This window comes from Campylobacter concisus, from assembly GCF_902460705.1.
Taxonomy (GTDB): Bacteria; Campylobacterota; Campylobacteria; order Campylobacterales; family Campylobacteraceae; genus Campylobacter_A; species Campylobacter_A concisus_Z.
Genome location: NZ_CABPUP010000001.1, coordinates 287,505 through 311,080, shown reverse-complemented (window position 1 = coordinate 311,080; position 23,576 = coordinate 287,505). Strand labels below are relative to the sequence as shown.

Here is a 23,576-nt window from a genome sequence, read left to right as displayed (position 1 = left end):
TAACCAAGGTGGAGATGAAAATTTCACACCAGAAAAAAAGATACCAAGAAACGCTCCATGCCCTTGTGGAAGCGGTAAAAAATATAAAGATTGCCACGGAAAAAGTGGCCCTAAAAAAGGCATATTTGCTTAAAATTTCTACTTTTAAGGCGTAAAAAGCGCCTTAATCTTTTAAAGGCTATTTGATGACAAGCTTACCAAAGTACCTACTTTTTAAATATTTAAGATTTGATAAAACTCAGCCATTTATCACTCTAAGTGCCTTGCTCGCCTTTCTTGGTGTTAGTATTGGACTTATGGTCTTAATAGTTGCGATGGCGATCATGAACGGATTTGATAAAGAATTTGAGCGCAAACTTTTTACGATGAACTATCCTATAACCGTTCAAAGCGCTTTTAAAGGCTCTATTGATGATGGCTTTGTAGATGAGCTAAAGGCTAAATTTAGCGACCTAAAATTTAGTCCATTTATAAGCACACAGGTCATTTACCGCTCGGCAAATGCGCTTGAAGGTGGGCTAATTTATGGTGTAAATTTTAAAGATGAAAAGCAGATAAACTCGGTTGTAAACGAAGCTTTGAAAGAAAAAGAGCTAGAGAGCTTTGAGATACTTGTGGGAAGTGGCATAACGAGTGAGTTTAGGCTAAGAAACGATGAAAAACTAACGCTTATCTTTACAAAGGCTGATCCTGCTGGCTTTTCGCTAACGCCAAAGATGAAGCGCTTTGATATTGGCGGCTCATTTACATCTGGGTTAATCGCCTATGACAAGGCATTTTCATATACTTCAGTTGATGCTTTGAGGAAAATTTTAGACTATCCAAAAGGCGTTTATGATGGAATTCATATCTTTTCAAATAAGCCATTTGATGATATAAAAAGAGTGCGTGAGGGACTTCCAGTTGGTACGGTGGCTATTGGCTGGTGGGAGCAAAACGGCAACTTTTTCTCAGCGCTCGCACTTGAAAAAAGGGCGCTTTTTATCGTTTTGATGCTAATTATCCTTGTGGCGTCGCTAAATATCATAAGCTCACTACTAATGACTGTGATGAACCGCAGGCAAGAGATCGCCTTGCTTCTTGCACTTGGGGCTAGTAAAAGTGAGATAAAAAGAAGCTTTTTCTATCAAGGGCTAGTAATCGGCGGGGGTGGCATTATATTTGGCTTAGTGCTTGGCTTTTTAGGGCTATTTTTACTTGGAAATTTCAACATTATAGACTTACCAGCTGACGTTTATGGCTCAAGCAAACTACCACTCGAGCTTTCAACCATCGATCTTGTGCTTATTGTGGTTGGAGCTGTATTTATCGTGGCTATCTCGTCTTATTATCCAGCTAAAAAAGCCACAGAAGTAAATGTACTTCAAACTTTAAGAAATGAGTAGAGCCTAGAGACTTAGGCTTGCTCGTTGCTTGTAAAAGTTATTTTTAAAAGATTATTTTAAAACCGAACATAAACTCGTAAAATTCTAGAATAAATTTATACTTTTACGCTCTTATATCATGATCGATTTTGCATTGAAGAGCCTCGTGCACTAGTGTTTTTGCCATGACACGCTCTTCATTTATTAGGTGAAAATTTTTACCTAACTCACCAAAGATATCTTTATTACCCTCGCCATTTATTTTTATTATAGTTTGGGTATTTACGCCGTAGTCTTTTATCTTTTGCGCGATGAGCTCCACTCTTTGCTCATTATTAACAGTTATAATAACAGCAGCTGCATCGCTTAGGCAGGCATTTTCAAGTGTGTGACTTTGAAGAACGTTACCTAAGAATACATTTTCCCCGCGGCTTCTACCAAGCTCAACTAGACTAATATCGTTATCAAGCACAAGGTACAAAAGCTTTGTCTCTTTTAGTCTTAAAACGACCTCTTGCCCAAGCCTTTCATAACCAAAGACTACGATGTGATTTTTTATTTTTTGCGGCTTTAGAGTTTCATTTGGTTCAACAACGATCTCACGTTCTATGAGGTCTGCTATCGCGTCTAGTTTTTTAAGTATAAAAGGCGTAGCAAACATCGATACAACTGATGCTGCGATAAAAATTTGAGCTGTTTGTATATCAAGTAAATTTCTAGTAGTCATTAGTCCAAAAACAGCTAGTGCAAATTCGCCTATTTGACAAACACTAAGTGCAGTTTTTGCAGCAACTCTTCGCTTTAAGTAGATGTTTAAGATAGCAAAAACGACAACTGCTTTTATCACCATGACACTAAATACTAGGCCAAGGACAAGCCAGATGTTTGAGATAACTACAGCAAAATTTATCTGCATACCAACGGTTATAAAAAATAGCCCTAAGAGCAAATCTCTAAAAGGTATGAGATCAACTTCGATTTGGTGTTTATACTGTGTCTCAGCCATCATCATACCGGCCAAAAATGCACCCAAAGAGTATGAGAAGCCAAAGAAGTGAGCCAAAGTGCTAGAGCCAACGACCATAAATAAAATCGTAGCTATAAAAACCTCTTGCGAATTTGTTTGAATAACTTTATAAAATATCCAGTTGATGACATATTTACCAAGCAAAAATAGCACAACGATAAGAATAATCGCACTTGTAAATGTCTTTAGCAAAAGCTCATTTATTGAAGCATCTTGCGAGCTAAACATATCAATCATAAGTAAAATAGGGATGACCGCAATATCTTGAAATAGTAAAATTCCAAGTGCTTTTCTGCCGTAAATTTTACTCACATCGCCACTATCGTTTAGCGTCTTTAACACGATCGCGGTTGATGAGAGTGCAAGCGCAAGACCTGCAATAAGTGCTGTTTCGTCTTTTAAGCGAAGGACATAATAAAGCATCACACCCATTATAAAGCCACTTAAACAAACCTGTAATCCGCCATTTAAAAAGACCTCTTTTTTCATGCCCATTAAGTGCTTAAAGCTAAACTCAAGCCCAATGGTAAACATCAAAAATGCGATACCAAATTCCGCGATATGAGAAATTTCATCATTGCTTTTTAGATTGAAAAATTCTGATATAAGCGTACCAGTTACGATGTAACCGATGATGGTTGGTATCTGAAATTTCTTAAAAATGACGTTTAACGCGACTGAGATCGCTGCAACAAGCAAGAAACCTTCTAAAATTTGTTCCATATATTATTTTTTGCCTTCATAAAATACAAGATCAAAGCTACTTTTTCTCTTTACAAGCGATCTTTTGGTGCTTGTTTGACTGGTAGCTTCGTGTAATTTTTTATTTAGCTCATCAATAGTTGATTCTAAATCGTCAATTTTTTCTTTCAACTGAAGTATCACATCAACGCCGGCTAAATTTACACCTAATTCGCGGGTTAAATTTAGTATAGTTTTTACGCGATCAACGTCTTTTTGTGAGTAGAGCCTCATCTTGCCATCTGTTCTTGATGGCTCGATGAGTCCCTCTCTTTCATATTGTCTTAAAGTTTGTGGATGTATGCTTAAAACCTTTGCAACAACGCTTATTAAAAAAAGTGGTTCTTCATAATTTTGCATTTTTTACTCCGGTAATTTTTCTTTTAACTCTTTTGCTAAGCCTTCATCAAGCTCACTGATATTTGGAAGTTTTACTCTAGCTTTTAAGTAAAGATCTCCATAAATTCCGCTCTTTCTATTTTGTACACCATATCCTTTTAAGCGGATCTTTGTGCCTGTTTTTGAGTTCTCAGCGATCTTGATCGTGACATCTTTTTTGTAAGTATGTACATTGACTTTTCCGCCAAAAAGCATAGTTTTTAGTGGAATTTCTATATCTTTATAAAGATCGTCTCCGACTCTTTCATATTCGTCGCTTGGCTCAACGCTAATAGCAAGTATAAGATCGCCTTTTTGACCACCAGCGCTTTTACCTTTGCCTTTTACGCGAAGCTTCTCACCACCTTCTATACCGCTTGGAATTTTTATCTTAATGCTTTCGCCATTAAAATTTATCTTATGTTCGCCACCAGTTACAGCTACGTCAAAGGGTATAGAAATTTTTGCATTTACGTCTAAATCAGCTCCGCCAAAGCCAAATCCACCACTACTAAATCCGTCAAAGCCTCCAAAATTACTACCAAATCCGCTGCTAAATTTAGCTCCACCGCCGCCAAATCCGCCTGAGAAGATATTCTTTAAAATTTCATTTAGATCACCCATATCGGCTGAGCTACTAGCAAAGTCGTGAAAATTTTGACCGCCAAACATAGTATCGCCGTACTGGTCGTATTGAGCTCGTTTTTTATCGTCGCTTAAAATTTCATAAGCAGCATTTATCTCTTTAAATTTATCTTCTGCTCCAGGGTCTTTGTTGATATCTGGGTGATATTTTCTAGCAAGTTTTCTATAAGCTTTTTTTATCTCGTCGCTTGAGGCACCCTTTGAAACTCCTAAAGTCTCATATAAGCTTTCACTCATATATTCTCCTTATATTTTTTTGATACGGATTATATCACAAAGCTTTAGTCTATGCAAGTCAAGTTTATTTTTGTTTAATAACAAGAAAAAGTGTTAAGATTTTATTTTTTCACTATATTTATAATTTGCAAAAATTTTTAGTTTAAAGGAAAAAAATGAAAAAGATTGTGCTAATTTCATTAGTAGCAGCTTCTTTTTTAGTGGGGGCTGATATTAAAATTAATGAAGCTAACTCTAATATCACGAGAGTCTCGCCACTTAGCGATAAAAATAGCGTACTTTCTTATTATGACTCGATCGCTCAGGCAAAGCTTTCAGTTGTAAATATCTCAACTACAAAAACGGTAAATAACGCTGGCATTGAGCAGATGTTTAATGACCCTTTCTTTAATGAATTTTTTGGATTTAACTTTGCAAAACCAAAAGAAAAAGAAAAAACTACTTCGCTTGGTTCTGGCGTTATTATCTCAAATGATGGATATATCGTTACAAATAACCACGTTATAGAAGATAGCGATCAAATAGTCGTAACTCTTGCAAATGGTGGTAAAGAATTTAAAGCCAAATTAATAGGAAGTGACCCAAAAACCGATCTAGCCGTCGTAAAGATAGAAGCAAACGGGTTAAATGCTATCACTTTTGCAGACTCATCAAAACTACTTGATGCAGACGTTGTATTTGCAATAGGCAATCCATTTGGCGTTGGTGAAAGTATCACTCAAGGTATCATTTCAGGTCTAAATAAAGATAATATCGGCCTTAATCAATATGAAAATTTCATCCAAACAGATGCTTCGATAAACCCAGGAAATTCAGGTGGAGCTTTGGTTGATAGTAGGGGATATTTAGTCGGAATAAACTCAGCCATACTTTCAAAAAGTGGTGGCAACAACGGCATTGGTTTTGCTATCCCATCAAATATGGTCAAAGATATCGCTAAAAAGCTGATAACTGATGGCAAGATCGAGCGTGGCTTTATCGGAGTTACGATTGCAAATTTAACAGATGAGCAAAAAGAGCTTTACACAAATAAAGAGGGTGCTTTAATAAGTGGCGTAGAGCAAGGCATGCCAGCAGATGAGGCTGGGCTAAAAAGAGGCGATTTGGTCATATCAGCTAATGATAAAGCTATCAAAAATGCAAATGATCTTAAAAATTTCATCGGTTCACTAACTCCAAATAGCAGCGTTGATATAACTTACGAGCGATCAAATAAAATAATGAATGCAAAAATCAAGCTTGCAAACGCTGATCACAATTCAAAAGACATAGCAAAAAGCATTATCATCGAAGGACTTAGCGTTAGCAATCTAAGCGATGAGATAAGATATAAATACAAAATCAGCCCAGATACTCAAGGCGTGCTAGTAACTGATGTGAAATCAGGCTCAAAAGCTGAAGACTTTGGCTTTGAAAGAGGCGATGTGATCGTGCAAGTTGGTGAAGAGAGTATAAAAGATCTTCAAACATTTGCAAATACGGTCAAAAATACAAAAGGTAAAAAGACACTAGTGTGGATAAATCGCGGTGGTATCATACAAGGTCTTGTTATAAAATAATCATCTAAGAGCTGAAATTTCAGCTCTTAACCCTTTTAAATTTTTAAAATCTTAATCTGCTATAATCCTTAAAAATAAATTTACAACAGGAAAAATCATGACTAGAATTTTAATGATAGAAGATGATATGGAGCTTGCTGAAATTTTAACTGAATATCTAGAAAACTATGATATTGAAGTAGTGACTGCCGAAGAGCCATATATCGGACTATCTACGCTAAATACAAGTAAATTTGACCTAGTGATACTAGATCTTACGCTGCCTGGTATGGACGGATTAGAAGTTTGTAAAGAGATCAGGAAAAATCACAATATTCCTATTATCATATCAAGTGCAAGGCATGATATAACAGATAAGGTAAATGCTCTTGATAACGGAGCAGATGATTATTTGCCAAAGCCATATGACCCACAAGAGCTTTTGGCTCGTATCAAAAGTCATCTAAGAAGGCAGAGTATCACCCCAGCAAATGAAGCGAGAAATTTAAATAAAGACTTAGTTTTAAAAGAGTTTGAACATGAAATTTTATTTAAAGGCAGCGTCTTAAATTTAACTGCCGCAGAATACGATATCTTAAAATATCTACTTTTAAAAGAGGGCGGAGCGGTTACTAGAGAGGAACTCATCTATAACTGCGAGAGCATAAATGAAGATAGCTCAAACAAAAGTATAGATGTCATCATTGGCAGGATTCGCCAAAAATTAAATGAAAATCCAAAAGAGCCAAAATACATCCACGCGATCCGCGGTATCGGCTATAAATTGGTTCTTTGATGCCAAGATCTTCTATATTTATCACGATAACGTTTATCTTTGGACTCGCGCTAGTTTCGATATTTCTAGCTTTTTTGTGGCTCATGGGTTTTGACAAGCAAAACTATACAAGAGAGCTAAATAACAAATACTCAAACGTTGCTAGGACAAATTTATTTTATATGGGTGGCATCATAAATAAAGCTCAGTATGATCGCCAGCTTTCAAATATCGATATGCCAGAGATAATAGACGAGAAGAGAAAAGATGAAATTTTAAAGCAAGCGACCGTTTTAGAAGAAATTTCAAGCGATCTAGGCTCAAGTGCGATCTTGCTTTATGATAAGCATCATTACTTAAGGATTGAGCATTTAGACGAGCTAAAGCTTTTAATGGATAAAGAATTTCAACCTTACAGATACGAGGTGATAAAGGCTGTTTTTTTGGTAGTCGCGGTCATTTTGCTAGGTGCTTACATTTTTGTCATATATAAGATAAAACCACTTAGAAAGCTAAAGCGTCAGATTGTGAAATTTGCAAATGGCGAGCTTGATGGCGTACAAAATGTCGGCAATGGCAAGGATGAAATTTCTGAAGTTTCAGAGGCATTTTATGAGGCGGTTTGTCAGATCAAGGCACTTAATGACTCAAGGCATCTTTTTTTAAGAAACATAATGCATGAGCTAAAAACTCCTATCACAAAAGGCCTGATAGCCGCTCAAATGATAGAAAAAAGTAAAAATCAAGAGAGGCTGATCTCTGTCTTTCATAAGCTTGAAAATTTAATAAACGAACTTGCAGCGATCGAGCAGATTACTTCAAAAATAGGACTTAGCAATAAAACGCCATGTTTTATGAGGGATCTTATCGATGAGGCTATTGATATAGCCATGGTTGAAAAAGAGTGTGTTGGTGTAAGCGAGCTTGATGAGGTTAGGGTGCTTGTTGATTTCAAGCTATTTTCAGTCGCTATAAAAAACATGATAGATAATGGCATAAAATATTCAACTGATAAACATGTAAATATCATCGTTAATAAAGAACACATGAAATTTATAACTCAAGGCGAGAAGCTAAAAAATGATCTTGACTTTTATGTCCAGCCATTTATCAAAGGAGAGGATACTCAAAAGAGTTTTGGCCTAGGTTTATATATAGTTAGCAATATACTTGATGCTCATGGACTCAAATTTAGATACGAATATAAAAACGGAATGAATGTCTTTGTTTTTGAAAATTTACAAGATATAATAGTGACTTAAATAAAACATAATAAACAAAAGAGGGCTAAAAATGGCAGCAAAAATTTTCTCACCAGATGATATCTTATCAATAATAGATCTTGAAATAGCTTTTATAAATCGTTATAAAAATGTAAAAGATTATGCAAAAAATTTATCTTTGATATATTTTTCTTTGCCAAGTACTAAAGAGTATAGTGAACTCTTTGAAAAATTTTTAAGACAAACTGATGTTGTTGTAAGAGAGAACGAGCATTATGTGGTCGTGCTTCATGGAACAAATGAAAGAGGAGCTAGTGAGCTATTATCTGGTATTCAAGAGTTTTTAAACGCTGAGCCAATTGATTTGATTGTAAGCTATCCAAAAGATGGAAGAAATGCCAAAGAGCTTACTACTAAGCTTCAAGATGAGATAAAAGATAACTATGGTGTATTGCTTGAAATTCTTTCAAATCAAGAAAAATTTGAAGCTTTTGAAAGCATGATTTAATATAAAATTGTGGAGTTGGATTGGAGAATTTACTACTATTTTTTGCGGTTTTGCTTATAACCAGTATTCTTCTTAGTAAGATCTCTGATAAATTCGGAATTCCATCTTTAATAATATTTTTAGGTGTTGGCATGCTGGCTGGCTCAGACGGCTTGCTGGGTGTAAATTTTGATGATCAAATGATCGCTCAAAATGTCGGCATGCTGGCACTCATATTTATACTTTACGCTGGTGGGCTAGATACTGATTTTGCAGCGATTAAACCTATTTTTGCTAGAGGTTTAGCACTTGCTACACTTGGTGTTTTCTTAACCGCGCTAGCTATCGCTCCAGTTGCAAAATATCTGCTTGATTTTACTTGGGCAGAGGCATTTTTACTAGGCTCTATCATCTCTTCGACAGATGCAGCAGCTGTGTTTGCCATACTAAGAGCTAAGAAAATTTCACTTAAAAATAGAATTGCGCCATTGCTTGAACTTGAATCTGGCTCAAACGATCCAATGGCGATATTTTTAACTATGACGATCATTCAAATGATCTCACTAAATAGCACTCCAAGTGCGTCAGAGTGGGCGATTACACTGGTTAAGCAGTTTGGTATAGGTATTGCTATGGGCTATCTATTTGGCGTTGCTTTGCCAGCTATCTTTAATAGACTTCGCCTAAAAAGCTGGGGTCTTTATCCAGTTTTTTCTATCGCTTGGATATTGCTTTTATACACACTTTGCTTTAAGGTTGGTGGCAATGGCTATTTGGCTGTTTACATAGCTGGAATTTTCATAAACAAAAAAGAGTTTTCTCATAAGAAAAATTTAGTCGGTTTTTACGATGGTATCGCTTGGACGATGCAGATAGTTGTCTTTTTGACGCTTGGTCTTTTAGTAAATCCTTCCCAGCTTCCGGCAACAGCACTAATGGCACTTGTTTTGGCCTTGTGGCTTATGTTTTTTGCAAGGCCACTTGGTGTTTTTGCATCGCTTGTATTTTCAAAATTTAAGATAAATGAGCAAATTTTTATCTCTTGGGTTGGGCTAAGAGGTGTTGTGCCAGTTGTGCTAGCTACTTATGTTTACGTCGATGGCGTACGTGATGCGGATATGATTTTTAACATTATATTTTTTATGGTTTTGATTTCGATTTTGATACAGGGTATGTCACTTGGCTTTGCGGCTGATAAATTTAAGGTCAAAGAGAGCGAGCAAGAGGATGTTAAGCCGGTAGAAAACTCGCCGATCTTAAGCTACACACTTCGTCAGCATACCATTCACTATGGTTCAAAACTAATTGGCAAAGATTTGGCTCAGCTTGAGCTTCCAAGCGAATTTTTAATAATCTTAATAAAACGAAAAAATGAGTATCAAAAGCCAACTGGCTCAACAATCTTTGAAGAAAATGACCTGCTACTGATACAATGCGAAAATCAAGTGCTTTATCAAGATACGATTAAGTATTTAACGTATTAAAATTTTTGATAAAAATTGCCACATTTTATTTCTCTTTGTAAATTTTAAAACTTTACTCGCTCGCCTTAGCAGACTACTAAATTTAGGCTACACTTCGTTTAGCACTAAATTTAGAGCCGTGATATGCTCGCTCATAAATTTTAAAATTTACCAGAGTTTTTAATAGTATGCGGCGCTTTAGCACCTTTGCGTGCTACCTCTAATATGCGAGTGATTTTAGTGGATTTAAAAGAGAGATAAGGAGACGACTTCTCGTATCTGCCGTGTAGTTGCGAGCCTGCGAAGTAAAATTCAAGCCCCCTTGTCTCCATTTTGATGAAACAAAACTTTAAATTTCTAAAAAATATTTTTGCAAATTTTAAAATTTCATTCACTCGCAAGAATTGACTACTAAATTTTGGTTTCGCAAAGCTTGCCACTAAAATCAGAGCTGAAATTAATCGTTTATGAAATTTTAAAATTCGATAGACCTTTAACTAAAGCTATGCGATGTGGCGCATTTTCAGTATATGAGAAAATTTACATTGATTTATTATTTTGATCAAAAGCATACAGAAGGTTTAAAAGTTGAGTTAAATTTCTAGCCCAAAATGAGCTAGAAATTTCTTTATTCTAAAGCTTGAGCTAGATCAGCGATCAGATCCTCGGCGTTTTCAAGACCTATGCTAACTCTTATTAGTTCTTTTGTGATGCCGGCTTTGATGAGCTCTTCACTGCTTAGCTGTTGGTGGGTCGTTGAGGCTGGGTGTGTGATGAGTGACTTTGTATCGCCGATATTTACCACGATCTTAAAGAGTTTTACGCGCCCTAGCATCTTTTTTGCGCGCTCAAAGCTATCAGTCTCAAAGCAAAATAGTCCATTTGCCATGCCATCTTTAAAGTATTTTTGCGCCTTTGCGTGATCTACGTTGTCGGCAAGCCCTGGGTATGCCACGCTTTTTATATGCTTGTGAGAGTTTAGAAATTTAGCCACTTTTAGTGCATTTTGTGAGTGCCTTTCAACTCTAACGGCAAGCGTTTCAAGTCCTTGTATAAGCTGCCAAGAGTTAAATGGAGAGATCACGGCGCCGATGTCGCGCACGATGGCAAGCCTCATTCTTAGCGTATAGATATCAAAACGATCCGTCATATCAGCATATACGATGTCGTGATAGCTCGCATCTGGGACGTTAAAGTGCTCATATCTCTTGTTGCCTTTTAGCTTTTCGTTTAGGTGATTTGCGCTTACAACAACACCTGCTAGGCTAAGACCCTGACCGCTCATATATTTGCTAGCACTATGCACGCAAACATCGACACCGTGGCGAAGTGGCTGAAAGATGATAGGCGTTGGCACGGTGTTATCGGTAATGCTGATGATGCCATATTTGTTTGCGATTTCTACGATTTTTTCGATATTTGGGATAGAAATTTGCGGATTTGAGAGCGTTTCAAAAAATATAGCCCTCGTTTTATCATCTATCAAGGCCTCCAGATCATCAGCAGTGTCGCTGTCAAAGACTCTAGCCTCTATGCCAAATCTTTTTAGTGTGTGCGTAAAAAGTACTGTCGTGCCGCCATAAATTTTTTTGGCGATGATGATGTTATCACCTGCCTGGGCTAAATTTATTATGCTGTAAAACAAAGCTGACTGACCGCTTGCAGTCGCTATCGTAGCGGCTCCGCCTTCAAGTGCGGCAACCCTTTTTTCAAAGATATCTGTCGTTGGATTGCCAAGTCTTGTGTAGATGTGGCCGCCATCTTTTAGATCAAACCTAGCTGCGGCTGTCTCGGCACTTCCAAAGTCGTAAGCCGTGCTTTGAAAAATAGGCACAGCCATCGTGCCAAAGCCCTCATGTGTGTCGTAGCCTACGTGGATCGCAGCGGTTTCTTGCCTCATTTTTGCTCCTTTTAAGGTGATTTTGGCGTAAATTATACATTAGCAAAGCCAAAATTTAGGGGATAAAATCAAATTTTGATATAATTTGCCAAAAAAAGGAAAAATTTGAACCAAGTTACGGACAAATTTAAACGTGTAAAATATCTTCGTGCGCTAGAAAAATTTGCAAAATCAGCGATAAATGGGCTAAAAAGAGATGACTTTGACGAGGCTGAATTTCGCCAAAGAGTGGAGAAAAACGCGAAAGTCATCGAAAAAGTCGAGGCTGTCTATCTTGATCAGCCATACTCAAAGGCGCTAGAAAATTTTATAAATTTGCTTATCAAAAACGCCCCAAAAGAGGAGCTTTTAAAGGCGGCAAATCTGCTTGATAAGCTAAAAAATCAAAAGACGTATAAAAAAGAGAAGCATAAAAATAAATTTAAGGATGAGGATTGAAAGTAGTTATTTTTGATATGGATGGCACAGTGATCGATAGCGGTGAGGCGATATATAAAACGGTAAATGAAGTAAGAGATGAGCTAAATTTAGCGCCACTTGAAAAAGAATTTATCATAAAAGCGATCAATGAGCCAGGTAGAAATTTGGCCCTTGAGTTTTACGGCATCGACACGCCAAGCAAGAGTTTAAAAGAGGGCTTTGAAGAGAAATTTAAGAAGTTTTACGATGAGTATGCGACTACATATGAGGGTATAAAAGAGCTTTTGAAAAAGTGCAGAGAGGATCACTATAAGGTCGTTTTGGCAAGCAACGCACCGCACGATACACTAGAGAAAATTTTAAAGAAAAATGAAATTTATGAGCTATTTGACGAGGTCATCGGCGCTAGCAAAGAGATACCACAAAAGCCAGATCCTGCAATGCTTCACCTAGCTGTTAATAAAACTGGAGCCAGCAAGGCGATCTTTGTTGGAGATAGTCTAAAAGACGAGCTAGCTGCCAAAAATGCAAACATGCCCTATGTGCAAGTTTGCTGGGGATTTGGCGAGGAGAGCAAAACAGCGACCTATAATGCTAAAAACGTTAGCGAGGCTTGGGAGATAATATTAAATTTTTAACTTAGTTTTAATTGGCTATAATCTTAAGAAATTTTCAAAGAAACAGCGATGATAGATATATTTGAGGGCAGCGCGAGGGATAAATTTTATGACATTTTGTTTAACGCAAATGCCGTTTTGGTTAAAAATGAAATAGATAAAATTTTTGAGAAATTTGTGGCTATGAGCGAGCTTTGCGAAAAGTATGGCATTAGCGAGGATGAGATCAGAAATTTTATAGTCTCAGAGCAAGATAAAATTTATAACGGAGTAAATGACCTATATATCGAGCTTAGCGGAGAAATTTTAAGCCAAAATGAGTAGAATTTTTGTGCTCATTGCTTTGCTAACCGCTCTTGTCTTTGCAAAAGAGCCAAATTTTGATCCAAGCTCAGTGCATACATTTGAGCTTAAAAAAGATGAGTGGGCGCGGGTCTTTATAACTGAAAAGCGAACTCAAAGGGTTGAAACGTTTGACTTTCGCTGGACGCTATTTGATAGCACAAATATCACCGTGCAAAGCTTTTTTAGGCGTTATCCAAGGCAGATGGTCTTTTCGCTAAGACAAGGGCAAAACACCTATATGCAGCAAGTTTTGCCTGATTTTACGATGCCGCCAAATGAGAGCGTAAGCCTTTACATATCATTTATTGATTTTAAGGACAAAAAGGCGCATTTTAGGGTGGCTCTGCTAGATGAGAGCAAGCGTGTGGATGTGGGTTTTAGAGATCCAGATGAGGCTAAATAGAAGGATAAAAATGGATAAAATCGATGAAATAATGGGTAAATTTATAAGCGAGCTTGGCTACAAAGAGGCGTTTGATATGTTTTTAAAGATAAGCTCAGGCAAGAAGCTACGCTCAAAGCTTCTTTTAAAGATCGTGGGCGAGAGCGAAATTTCACTTAAACTTTGCGCTATCATCGAGCTCATCCACCTTGCAAGCTTGCTGCACGACGACGTCATAGACGAGGCAAATATAAGACGCGGCAAACCAAGCATAAACGCACTTTTTGGTAGTAAAAACTCAGTCATGCTAGGCGACATCCTCTACTCAAAAGCCTATTTTGAGCTTACAAAATTTGATCCAAATATCGCAGCTGTCATCTCAGATGCGGTCAGTAAGCTAAGTATCGGCGAGATGATGGATGTGAAAATGGCTGAAAATTTTAATGAAAATGAGCAAGAATATTTAAAAATGATCTACTATAAAACAGCCGTTTTGATAGAAGCCACGGCTATTTGTGGGGCAAAGCTAGCTGGCAAAGATAGTGAGAAATTTGGAATTTATGGTAAAAATTTAGGTCTTGCATTTCAGATCGTTGATGATATATTAGACATAACTCAAGATGAAAAAACGCTTGGCAAACCAGCACTTAACGACTTCGTTGAAGGCAAAACGACACTTCCTTACATTTATATTTATAAGAGCTTAGACGAAGCTGGCAAAGCAAAGCTTAGATCGCTTTGGTCAAAGAAGCTAAACGCGGGCGAAATTTCATGGCTAAAAGAGGAATTTGTTAAGACAAATTCGCTTCAAAAAGCAGTAAATGAAGCAAAAAGGCTTGGGATTGAAGCGATAGAATCGATAAAAGAGTATAAAAATGCCGAGCTTGAAGGGATCATAAAAAGTATGATAGATAGGGAATTTTAATGCACTATTTAGATATAAGTTTTACATATAAAAATACTGATATTTCAGTCAGAGAAAAGCTTGCATTTGATAGCGATGAGAAAAAAGAGCAAATTTTAAAACTACTAAGATCAAACAAAAGTATAAACGAATGTATGGTTTTAAATACATGCAACCGCGTTGAGATAATTGCAAGCGTTAGTGATCTAGAAAGTGCAACGACGCATGCATTTAGGTGCATGTCTGTATTTTCAGGTGTTTTTGAAGATGAGCTTTATGAAAGGGCTGATATTTATGAAGATAGCGGAGCCGTGCACCACCTCTTTGCCGTGGCAAGCTCGCTTGATAGCCTAGTCGTCGGCGAAACTCAGATCGTTGGTCAGTTAAAAAATGCCTTTAAATTTGCTTACGATAGCTCAGCTTGCGGCGAACAAATCAGTAAAATCATCCATTATGCATGCAAATGTGCTGCTAAAGTTAGAAATGAAACTCAAATTTCTAAAAACCCGATCTCCGTTTCAAGCGTTGCTGTGGCAAAAGCAAAAGAAATTTTTGGCACGCTTGAAGGTAAAACTGCTATCGTCGTAGGCGCTGGTGAGATGGGCGAACTAGCAGCAAAACACCTAATCTCAAGTGGCGCAGAAGTTATCATTATAAATAGAAGCTCCGAGCGTGTTGAGCAGCTAGTTGATAGCCTTGGTGACAACGCTAGCTGGGATAGCATTTTAAAATTAAAAGAGTATGTAAATAATTATGATCTAATATTTTCAAGCACCGCAGCCCCACACGCTATCATCACAAACGCCATAATCGAACCAAGAGAATTTCACAGATACTTTTTTGATATTGCCGTACCAAGGGATATTGATCTTATAAATACAGAATTTATTAGTGTCTATACGGTCGATAGTTTAGAGGAGATAGTAAGGAAAAATTTAGCTCTAAGAGAGGAGCAGGCACAAAAGGCTTATTCGATCGTAGGTCAAGGCACAAGCGAATTTTTAAAAATTTTAAAAGAAGATATGAGCGTGCCACTCATAAAATCGATCCGCAAACAAGCTGAAATTTGCGCTAAAAACGAGCTAGAAAAAGCGATAAAAAAAGGATATTTAAAGCATAGTGATTATGAGGAGGCACAAAAGCTTATTCATCAAGTTTTTAAAGCCTTCTTACATCAGCCAACGATGAAGCTAAAAAGCCTTGCGGACGAGGAGAGATCTAGCGAGCTCTCAAATGGAGTTAGATTTTTATTTGATATAAAAGAAGAGCAAAATTTTCAAGTGGGAGATATAGATGAGATTTAGTAAATTTTATGCACCAACGACCAAAGAAGCACCAAAAGACGCCTCTTTACCAAGTCATAAATTTTTAATAAGAGGTGGATTTGTCGAGCAGATAGGCTCTGGTCTTTATAACTATCTGCCGCTTGGAAAGATCATGCATGAGAAAATTTCTCGTATCGCACGAGAGGAGATGGATGAGGCTGGTGCGCTAGAGGTTAGCTTTAGCGTGGTTACTTCAGGCGAGCTTTGGAAGCAAAGTGGACGTTACAATGTCTTTGGCAAGGAGCTTTTACGCTTTAAAGACAGAAAAGAAAATGATTTTGTTATAAGCCCTACAAACGAAGAAGCAGCCGTTGCCTTGGTGCGTGGTAAGGTTACTAGCTATAAGCAGCTGCCATTAAATTTATATCAGATAAATACTAAATTTCGTGACGAGGCAAGGCCACGCTTTGGCTTGCTAAGAGGGCGTGAATTTACTATGAAAGATGGCTATAGCTTTCACTCAAGCAAAGAGGATCTAAAGCGTGAGTTTGACCTTATGGAGGCAACTTATAGTAAAATTTTCACTCGTTTGGGGCTAAATTTTAGAGCCGTTGAAGCTGATAGTGGAGCTATCGGTGGCAGTGGCAGTAAAGAATTTATGGTGCTTGCAAGTAACGGAGAAGATGACATTCTTTGCTGTGAGGCTTGCAAATACGCTGCAAATATAGAAGCTGCTAGAAGAAAAGCTAGAACAACCGATGCTGAAGCGCCAGAGGCTGATGCGGCTAAATTTAAGACACCAGATACAAAGACTATAAAAGGTGTGGCTGAGTTTTTTAAAGTTAGCGAGTTTTACTGCATAAAAGCTGTTATTAAAAAAGCTATTTATGAAGACAAAGAAGAGGTTGTGGTCTTTTTTGTAAGGGGTGATGACGAGCTTCAAGAGACAAAGGCACAAAATGCTTGTAATGCACTCGAGCTTGTTGATGCTAGCGAAGAAGAGATTATAAAAGCTGGGCTTGTGGCTGGATTTTGCGGACCAGTTGGGCTAAAAGATGTGAAATTTTACATAGACAACGAGCTAAAAGGCGCAAATAATATGATATGTGGTGCCAACGAAAAGGATTACCACTTTGTTGGCGTTAGTGTTAGTGGGTTTAACGAAGAGAGATTTAAAGACCTTGTAAAGGTAAAAGAGGGCGATAAATGCCCAGAGTGTGGCGAAAATTTAAAGCTTAGCAAAGGTATTGAAGTCGGTCACATCTTTCAGCTAGGCGATAAATATTCAGCTGCGATGAATGCGACATATCTTGATGAAAATGGTAAAGCTAAGCCATTTTTGATGGGCTGCTATGGTATCGGTATCAGTAGGCTAATAGCCGTAATGATAGAGGCTAGCCACGATGAGAAGGGCTGCATCTGGAAAAAAGAGTGTGCGCCGTTTGACGTGGAGATCATCATCTCAAATTTAAAAGATGAGGCGGGCGTGGAATTTGCATTTGAGCTTTATGAGAGCCTTAAAAAAGCTGGCGTTAGCGTCATCATAGATGATAGAAACGAGAGATTTGGCGTTAAGATGAATGATTTTGAGCTTATCGGCTTTCCTTATGCGCTGCTCGTGGGTAAAGAATTTGCAAATGGCAAGGTTGAGTTTATAACAAGAGATGGTTTAAGCAAAGAAACGATCGACGAAAATGAAGCCTTTAAAAAGATAAAAGAAAGCTTATGAGATTTTTCGCATTTTTATTTTTTTTGATAGAAGCGATATTTATCTATCTTTTTATTGATAAATTTGGCTTTTTAAACTACTTTCTTGAGGTGTTAGTCTCTGGATTTGTGGGTATCGCACTTCTTTTAAATGCTGGATTTTCTAGCTTAAATTTGCCTCAAGTGGCGCTTAAAAGCTTTCTTGGCGGAAATTTATTTAGTCAGTTAGGGCTTAGCTTTGGCGGAATGCTTTTGTTTCTGCCAGGAATTTTAACAGATATTTTTGGTATAGCCGTAGTCGTTTTTTCTTTGATATTTAAGAAAAATGTGGCAAAAAACGAGAGTTATCAGGAGTTTAAATTCCAAAATTTTAGCGAGCAGAGTGCTAAAAAAGATGATGGCGAGATTATCGACGTTGAGGTCATAGAAGAGCCAAAAAGAGTAAATTAGGAGAGACGATGAAAGAGATAAAAATAGCAACTAGAAAGAGCATCTTAGCTCTTTGGCAAAGCGAGCATATCAAGGCTAGGATCGAGGCGCAGCACAATGGAATGAAGGTCGTGCTTGAGGGTATGAAGACAAAGGGCGATGTGATACTTGACGCGCCACTTGCAAAGATCGGTGGCAAGGGGCTTTTTACAAAAGAGCTTGAAGATAGCATGCTAAAAGGCGAGACTGATATCGCCGTGCATAGCCTAAAAGACGTGCCGGTAGTCTTTCCAAAAGGGCTTAAACTTGTAGCGATTTGCTCACGCGAGGATACAAGAGATGCGATGATAAGCGAGAAATTTGCTAAATTTAGCGACTTGCCATATGGAGCTAAAGTTGGCACAACGAGCCTACGCCGTAAGATGCAGCTACTTATCATGAGGCCTGACCTTGAGATTATCTCGCTTCGTGGAAACGTGCAAACTAGACTTAGAAAGCTAAAAGAGGGCGAATTTGACGCGATTATTTTGGCGATGGCTGGCATAAATCGCTTAAATATCAAGGCTGAAGTGGCACATATCTACACATTTGGTTTTGACGAGATGATACCTGCAATGGGGCAGGGTGCTCTTGGGATAGAAGCCAGAGATGAGAAGAAAATTTTAGATGAGATCTCTTTTTTAAACGATGAAAATGCAGTCATAGAAACGACTATAGAGCGTGACTTTGTAAGCGTTTTGGAGGGTGGCTGCCAGGTGCCAATAGGCATAAGCGCAAGACTAAAAGGCGATGAAATTTCTATCGATGCGATCGTTGGTCTGCCTGATGGAAGTGAGTTTATAAAAGATAGCTTAAAGACTAGCAAAGATAAATTTCAAAGTGTCGGCAAAGAGCTAGCGCATAAATTTATAGAAAAAGGGGCGAGAGAGCTTTTAAAACGCGCCGAGGAGATGGTGTAGAGGCGTGTTTGAGCTAAATTTTAAAGCAAAAGTCATAGCCGCTACCAAAAACAGCAAAGACAACTACTATATGATCGGTCTTGCAGACGACAAATACGACTACAAAAACTACATAATCTTTCAAAGACCGATCAAACTCAAAAAAGATGACGACGAAAACTCCGACATAAACGGCATATACGCAGAGTGTAATGGCGACGTTTGCTACAACGCTTGCAAATGCGTAACTATCACTGATAAAACTATCATTTTTGAGGTGCAAGATAGCGTTATTAGCATTGATATAGAGGGTGTTAAGCTTAGTGATCGCTTTATAAAATACAGCAAAGAGATATTTGGCGAGCTACTAAAATGTAATATGTCGGAGTAATTAATAAAATTTACTGCCGTTTTTAAAACCACGATGCTATCTAGCGTTTAAAAAAATTGTAATGAATCACTTTGGAAAAGACGTAAGTATGCCGGCGATGTGTGGCTGTGCGTTGAGTACCAGTTTGCGGACGTTATGACAATGGAGTATAAATTTAGTGCTTGTATCTATTTAAACAATGAGGCAATACCGCAAAGACTGCGTCCGAAATAGCGATCGATACTCTGATAGCTATCGGTGCGTGCAGCAAATAATAAATACTCGCTTTGCTTAGCCTTTTTCAGCTATTTTTGGCTAAAATCGCCCAAAAATCAAAAAGGCGAAATATGGACTACATCAAGCTTTTAAAAGAAAATAATCTACTTCGTGTTATCGACGAGCCAACAGATATTGATCTTGAGATCGCGCACGCTAGCTACATCGAGGTCAAGCGTGAGGGCTCGCAAGCGCTACTTTTTAAAAACCCAGTCTGCAAAAAAACTGGGCGTAAATTTGCTCCAGTGCTTACAAATATCTACGGCTCAAAACGCGCACTTGAGCTGATATTTGGCGTGCAACCTGATGAGATCGCAGCCGAGATAGAAAAGCTTTTAAAGCCCAAAAAACCTGAGAATTTCAAAGAAAAGCTTGATTTTTTGGCCTATCTTTTTAGCATGAGAAAGATTTTTACTAAAAGGCTAAAAGGCGAGGGTGAGTGTCAGCAGGTAAAATTTATAGGCGAAGATGCTGATTTGCTATCACTTCCAGCACTAAAAACATGGCCGCATGATGGTGGCGCTTTTATTACGATGGGGCAGGTCTATACGCAAAGCTTGGACGGCTCTTTGCAAAATTTAGGCATGTACCGCCTACAAATTTATGACAAAAACCGCCTTGGCATGCACTGGCAGATCCACAAAGACGGCGCAAATTTCTTTCACGAGTACAAGCGTGCAGGCAAAAAAATGCCAGTCTCTGTAGCCATTGGCGGCGATCCGCTCTATATCTGGTGCGGTCAGGCGCCGCTACCAAAGGGCGTGTTTGAGCTGCTGCTTTACGGCTTTATCCGCAAAGAGCCCGCCCGCCTCGTAAAGTCGCTAACGAACGAAATTTACGTCCCGCACGACGCGGACTACGTGATCGAGGGCTTTGTGGACACGACTAAGAGCGAGCTTGAGGGGCCATTTGGCGATCATACTGGCTTTTATACGCCTATTGAGCCTTTTCCGGTGATGGGTGTAACGGCGATAACTAGCAAGCATGAGTCGATATTTCACGCGACTGTGGTTGGAAAGCCGCCACTTGAGGATAAATATATGGGCTGGGCGACTGAGCGGGTTTTTTTGCCGCTTTTGCGAACGACCGTGCCTGAGCTTTTAGACTACAATATGCCTGAAAATGGCGTCTTTCACAACCTTATCCTAGCTAAGATCAACGCACTTTATCCAGCTCATGCAAAGCAGGCTATGCACGCATTTTGGGGCGTTGGGCAGATGAGTTTTGTAAAACATGCCATTTTTGTTGGAGCCGATGCGCCTAAGCTTAAAGATTATGATGAATTTACTAGCTTTGTTCTAAATCGTTTTGGTAGCCAGAGTGTGCTAATAAGCCAAGGTGTGTGTGATCAGCTTGATCATGCTAGTCCAAATTCGTGTTTTGGTGGCAAACTCGGTGTAGATGCGACGCAAGATTTTTGTAAATTTAGCCCTGTGGTTTTAAGCGACAGCGAGCTTTTGGCTAAGTTTCAAAGTATAGCGCCAAATGTAAAAGAGCTTAAGCAGTTTAAAACGGATGCCAAAACGCCTATTTGTGTGGTGAAATTTGAAAAAGATTGTGTGGTAAAAGAGCTTTTTGACAAACTTTTGACATTTAGAGAATTTTTCAAACTCCTTATCGTTGTGGATATGCAAAATCACCTTGAAAACCCATATATGCTACTTTGGCGTGTGACAAATAATATCGATGCTTTGCGCGATATTTTCATAGATGGTGAAAATTTCTGCGTAGATGCCACTAGTAAAGATGAGCGTGAGGGATATACGAGAGGTTGGCCATTACAAACGGATTGTGACCGCGAAGTGGTTGCTGATCTAGTTAAGCGCGGTATAGTAAAAGATGAGCCAGAGTTATTTAAAAAATTTGAAATATTTGGTTAGCTTTGAGATGCTCAAGTAAATTTATAAATTTTGCTTTTTGCTGTAGATTTGAAATTTTTAATAAGACTTGCTTAATCAAATACTAGTGCTTGTTTGCTAATTTAAAGATAGCTTTTAGACTAGGTCTAAAAGCTTAATTTATTTTTAACTCTCTTTTAAGAGCTTGCTTGCGAGCATATCGGCTTTGGCTTTGTCGGTATCTTTCTTGACGGATTTGTAAATTTTAGAGATGTAGTTTTCTAAAACTTCGTGGCAAGATATTACTTTTTCATTTTCACCTCTTGCTACTTTTACGTATTCACCACTATTTTGTAGCTCAAAAGCTAGGTCGTTATCGCTTAGCTGAAGCTCTAAAATTTCAAGCAACCTCTCTTGAAGTCTTGGCTCAAAGATAGGCGTCATAAGCTCCAAGCGACGCTCTAGATTTCTTGGCATCCAGTCAGCACTTGAGATATAAATTTTTGGCTGAGCATGTTTAAAGTATAAAATTCTAGCGTGCTCTAAGTATTTGCCGATTATTGAGCGAACTTTTATATTTTCGCTTTTGCCTTTTATGCCAGGCCTTAGTCCGCACACACCACGAACTATGAGATCGATCTTCACACCTGCGTTTGATGCGCGGCTAAGCTCATTTATCACATCTTCATCGATTAGCGCATTCATTTTGGCAATGATCCTACCCTCGCTGCCTTTGCTTGCTTCCACTCTTATCTTTTCAATGATACGCTCTTTTATCTGAAAAGGCGACATGCTAAGAGCGTTTAGGCGACGGTTTTTATTATATCCTGAGAGGATGTGAAAAAACGAAGTCGTGTCTTGGCTAAATTCTTCTTTGCTCGTAAATAGGCTCACGTCGGTGTAAATTTTAGCCGAACTGCCGTTGTAGTTGCCTGTGCCAAAGTGCATATAAAATTTAAGCTTATCGCCGATTTGGCGGATGACCTGGCTAACTTTTGCATGCACCTTAAAGCCTGTAATGCCATATATCACATGCGCGCCTGCATCTTCAAGTGCCTTTGCCCAGTGCAGGTTATTTTCTTCATCAAACCTTGCTTTTAGCTCAACCATCACAGTTACTTGTTTGCCATCACTTGCGGCGTCTATTAGGCTTTGAATTATTGGTGAGCTTTTATCGACTCTATAAAGTGTCATTCGAATAGATATGACTTTTGGATCTTTGCTAGCTTCTTTGATAAAGCTTACAACTGGATCAAAGCTCTCAAATGGATGCACTAAGAGCACATCTTCTTTATCTATGGCGTCAAATACTGAGATGCCATTGCCAAATGGTGGCAGTGTCTTTGGAACATAAGGTGCATTTGCTAGGTGGGTAAAATTTTTACTTCCAGCTATTTCCCAAAGTGAGCTAAGAGTGAGCGGAATGCTTGAAAAATAGACATCTTTATGAAAAATTTTCATATGAAAATTTAAGAAGTCTAAGATATCAGCGTCTACGTTTTTATCGATTTGCATACGAACAAAAGCCCCTTTTCTGCGAAGCTTTAGCCCTTGCTCAAGTATCATCATAAAATCATCTGCTTCTTCTTCTTCGATGACGATATCAGCGTTTCTTGTCACTCTAAAAGCAGCCGAGCTAAGTAGCTTATACCCTGGAAAAATTTCTTCTGCGTGGCGATGTACGATCGTTTCAATCGGCACAAAAACATTGCTACTTGGCTGTGTAAAACGTGGCAAGACTCTTGAAATTCTTATCATGCCGTATTTTAAAATTTCTGGATGCTCTATATCAGCAAGCTTAACGGCAAGAGAGAAGCTAAGGTTGTTTAGGTGCGGAAATGGATGAGTCGCATCGACAGCGATAGGAACGATGACTGGCAAGATATTTGAGAAAAAGTATTCGTCGCACTTTTGCTTCAAGCTATCGTCAAGCTCGTCATAATTTTTTATAAAAAGCCCCTCTTTGCTAAGAGCATTTACTGTTTTTTTATAGTGATCTTCTACTAAATTTTGCTCATTTTGTAGATATTTTCTAATCTCTCTTAGCTGATCAAGTGGGCTCATGCCATCGCCACTGCTCGTAGTAGCTCCAGCTGCAAAAAGCTGCTTTAAGCCAGCGACTCTAATCATATAAAACTCATCTAAATTTGTCATATAGATCGCTAAAAATTTTAGCTTTTCAAGTAAAGGAATTTCCTTTTCACATTGAGCGAGTACCCTTGAATTAAAGCGTAGCCAGCTTAATTCTCGGTTTATAAAAAGAGTTTCCTTTTCGCTCATCTTTTCTCCTTGTATAGTTTTTTGTTA

General features: G+C 38.2%; 22 protein-coding genes and 1 pseudogene. 18 read left to right on the top strand and 5 right to left on the bottom strand.

From position 1 onward, the window contains the following. Positions 1-31: 31 nt before the first annotated feature. Positions 32-133, top strand: a pseudogene (locus F3G75_RS09565) (SEC-C metal-binding domain-containing protein); the annotation flags it as partial. A 52-nt stretch (positions 134-185) separates the two neighbouring features. After that, complete coding sequence (locus tag F3G75_RS01565) at positions 186-1,385, top strand: ABC transporter permease (protein ID WP_149716308.1); 1,200 nt, start codon at positions 186-188, stop codon at positions 1,383-1,385. Between the two features lie 103 nt (positions 1,386-1,488). Here the strand turns inward: F3G75_RS01565 and F3G75_RS01560 are convergent, their stop codons facing one another. The 3 genes from F3G75_RS01560 to F3G75_RS01550 are packed head-to-tail and all read right to left on the bottom strand — an operon-like array spanning position 1,489 to position 4,392. Continuing rightward, positions 1,489-3,114, bottom strand: a complete 1,626-nt coding sequence (locus F3G75_RS01560; protein WP_054196484.1) for a cation:proton antiporter — start codon at positions 3,112-3,114, stop codon at positions 1,489-1,491. A 3-nt stretch (positions 3,115-3,117) separates the two neighbouring features. Then, positions 3,118-3,492, bottom strand: coding sequence for a heat shock protein transcriptional repressor HspR (locus F3G75_RS01555; protein ID WP_084041465.1), 375 nt, complete (start codon positions 3,490-3,492; stop codon positions 3,118-3,120). A gap of 3 nt (positions 3,493-3,495) precedes the next feature. Next, positions 3,496-4,392 (bottom strand): DnaJ C-terminal domain-containing protein, encoded by an 897-nt coding sequence (locus F3G75_RS01550; RefSeq protein WP_149716307.1) that lies wholly within the window; start codon positions 4,390-4,392, stop codon positions 3,496-3,498. 155 nt (positions 4,393-4,547) lie between these two features. On the opposite strand from F3G75_RS01550, the gene F3G75_RS01545 reads away from it, so the two are divergent. The 5 genes from F3G75_RS01545 to F3G75_RS01525 all read left to right on the top strand — a co-directional run bounded on the left by F3G75_RS01545 (position 4,548) and on the right by F3G75_RS01525 (position 9,899). Then, positions 4,548-5,951, top strand: a complete 1,404-nt coding sequence (locus F3G75_RS01545; protein WP_149716306.1) for a Do family serine endopeptidase — start codon at positions 4,548-4,550, stop codon at positions 5,949-5,951. Between the two features lie 97 nt (positions 5,952-6,048). Further along, positions 6,049-6,726 (top strand): response regulator transcription factor, encoded by a 678-nt coding sequence (locus F3G75_RS01540; protein ID WP_085657484.1) that lies wholly within the window; start codon positions 6,049-6,051, stop codon positions 6,724-6,726. Continuing rightward, positions 6,726-7,967, top strand: coding sequence for an ArsS family sensor histidine kinase (locus F3G75_RS01535; RefSeq protein WP_149716305.1), 1,242 nt, complete (start codon positions 6,726-6,728; stop codon positions 7,965-7,967). The genes F3G75_RS01540 and F3G75_RS01535 overlap by 1 nt, the downstream gene beginning before the upstream one ends. Before the next feature lie 31 nt (positions 7,968-7,998). Next, positions 7,999-8,436: a pyridoxal-5'-phosphate-dependent protein gene (locus F3G75_RS01530; protein WP_149716304.1), complete on the top strand. Its 438-nt coding sequence runs from the start codon at positions 7,999-8,001 to the stop codon at positions 8,434-8,436. Between the two features lie 20 nt (positions 8,437-8,456). Beyond that, positions 8,457-9,899 (top strand): potassium/proton antiporter, encoded by a 1,443-nt coding sequence (locus F3G75_RS01525; RefSeq protein ID WP_149716303.1) that lies wholly within the window; start codon positions 8,457-8,459, stop codon positions 9,897-9,899. A 607-nt stretch (positions 9,900-10,506) separates the two neighbouring features. On the opposite strand, the gene F3G75_RS01520 is transcribed toward F3G75_RS01525, so the two are convergent. Next, entirely contained in the window at positions 10,507-11,778 is a 1,272-nt protein-coding gene (locus F3G75_RS01520; protein ID WP_149716302.1) for an O-acetylhomoserine aminocarboxypropyltransferase/cysteine synthase family protein, read from the bottom strand. A gap of 105 nt (positions 11,779-11,883) precedes the next feature. On the opposite strand from F3G75_RS01520, the gene F3G75_RS01515 reads away from it, so the two are divergent. The 11 genes from F3G75_RS01515 (at position 11,884) to F3G75_RS01465 (ending at position 21,311) form a co-directional block, all read left to right on the top strand. Next, the gene (locus tag F3G75_RS01515) at positions 11,884-12,216 is read left to right on the top strand and encodes a hypothetical protein (protein WP_072594946.1); all 333 of its coding nucleotides are present in this window, start codon (positions 11,884-11,886) and stop codon (positions 12,214-12,216) included. Beyond that, on the top strand, positions 12,213-12,836 hold the full coding sequence (locus tag F3G75_RS01510) for an HAD family hydrolase (protein WP_103579609.1): 624 nt from the start codon (positions 12,213-12,215) through the stop codon (positions 12,834-12,836). The genes F3G75_RS01515 and F3G75_RS01510 overlap by 4 nt, the downstream gene beginning before the upstream one ends. Before the next feature lie 48 nt (positions 12,837-12,884). Continuing rightward, the gene (locus F3G75_RS01505; protein ID WP_149716301.1) at positions 12,885-13,139 is read left to right on the top strand and encodes a DUF2018 family protein; all 255 of its coding nucleotides are present in this window, start codon (positions 12,885-12,887) and stop codon (positions 13,137-13,139) included. After that, entirely contained in the window at positions 13,132-13,563 is a 432-nt protein-coding gene (locus F3G75_RS01500) for a hypothetical protein (protein WP_149716300.1), read from the top strand. Before F3G75_RS01505 ends, F3G75_RS01500 begins: the two co-directional genes overlap by 8 nt. A gap of 10 nt (positions 13,564-13,573) precedes the next feature. Then, positions 13,574-14,467, top strand: coding sequence for a polyprenyl synthetase family protein (locus tag F3G75_RS01495; protein ID WP_149716299.1), 894 nt, complete (start codon positions 13,574-13,576; stop codon positions 14,465-14,467). Next, positions 14,467-15,750 (top strand): glutamyl-tRNA reductase, encoded by a 1,284-nt coding sequence (gene hemA, locus F3G75_RS01490; RefSeq protein WP_072594950.1) that lies wholly within the window; start codon positions 14,467-14,469, stop codon positions 15,748-15,750. The genes F3G75_RS01495 and hemA overlap by 1 nt, the downstream gene beginning before the upstream one ends. Beyond that, a complete protein-coding gene (locus tag F3G75_RS01485) occupies positions 15,740-17,440 on the top strand; it encodes a proline--tRNA ligase (protein WP_149716298.1) in 1,701 nt (566 codons plus the stop codon). The genes hemA and F3G75_RS01485 overlap by 11 nt, the downstream gene beginning before the upstream one ends. Next, the gene (locus tag F3G75_RS01480) at positions 17,437-17,868 is read left to right on the top strand and encodes an FxsA family protein (protein WP_149716297.1); all 432 of its coding nucleotides are present in this window, start codon (positions 17,437-17,439) and stop codon (positions 17,866-17,868) included. The genes F3G75_RS01485 and F3G75_RS01480 overlap by 4 nt, the downstream gene beginning before the upstream one ends. Positions 17,869-17,876: 8 nt before the next feature. Next, positions 17,877-18,806 carry a hydroxymethylbilane synthase gene (hemC, locus tag F3G75_RS01475; RefSeq protein WP_149716296.1) on the top strand — a complete coding sequence of 310 codons (930 nt, stop codon included), beginning with the start codon at positions 17,877-17,879 and terminating at the stop codon, positions 18,804-18,806. Between the two features lie 4 nt (positions 18,807-18,810). Next, complete coding sequence (locus F3G75_RS01470) at positions 18,811-19,176, top strand: Imm10 family immunity protein (RefSeq protein ID WP_149716295.1); 366 nt, start codon at positions 18,811-18,813, stop codon at positions 19,174-19,176. 326 nt (positions 19,177-19,502) lie between these two features. Beyond that, entirely contained in the window at positions 19,503-21,311 is a 1,809-nt protein-coding gene (locus F3G75_RS01465; protein WP_149716294.1) for a menaquinone biosynthesis decarboxylase, read from the top strand. A gap of 144 nt (positions 21,312-21,455) precedes the next feature. Here F3G75_RS01465 and F3G75_RS01460 read toward each other — a convergent pair whose 3' ends face one another. Then, entirely contained in the window at positions 21,456-23,549 is a 2,094-nt protein-coding gene (locus F3G75_RS01460) for an RNA degradosome polyphosphate kinase (RefSeq protein WP_149716293.1), read from the bottom strand. Positions 23,550-23,576: the final 27 nt, after the last annotated feature.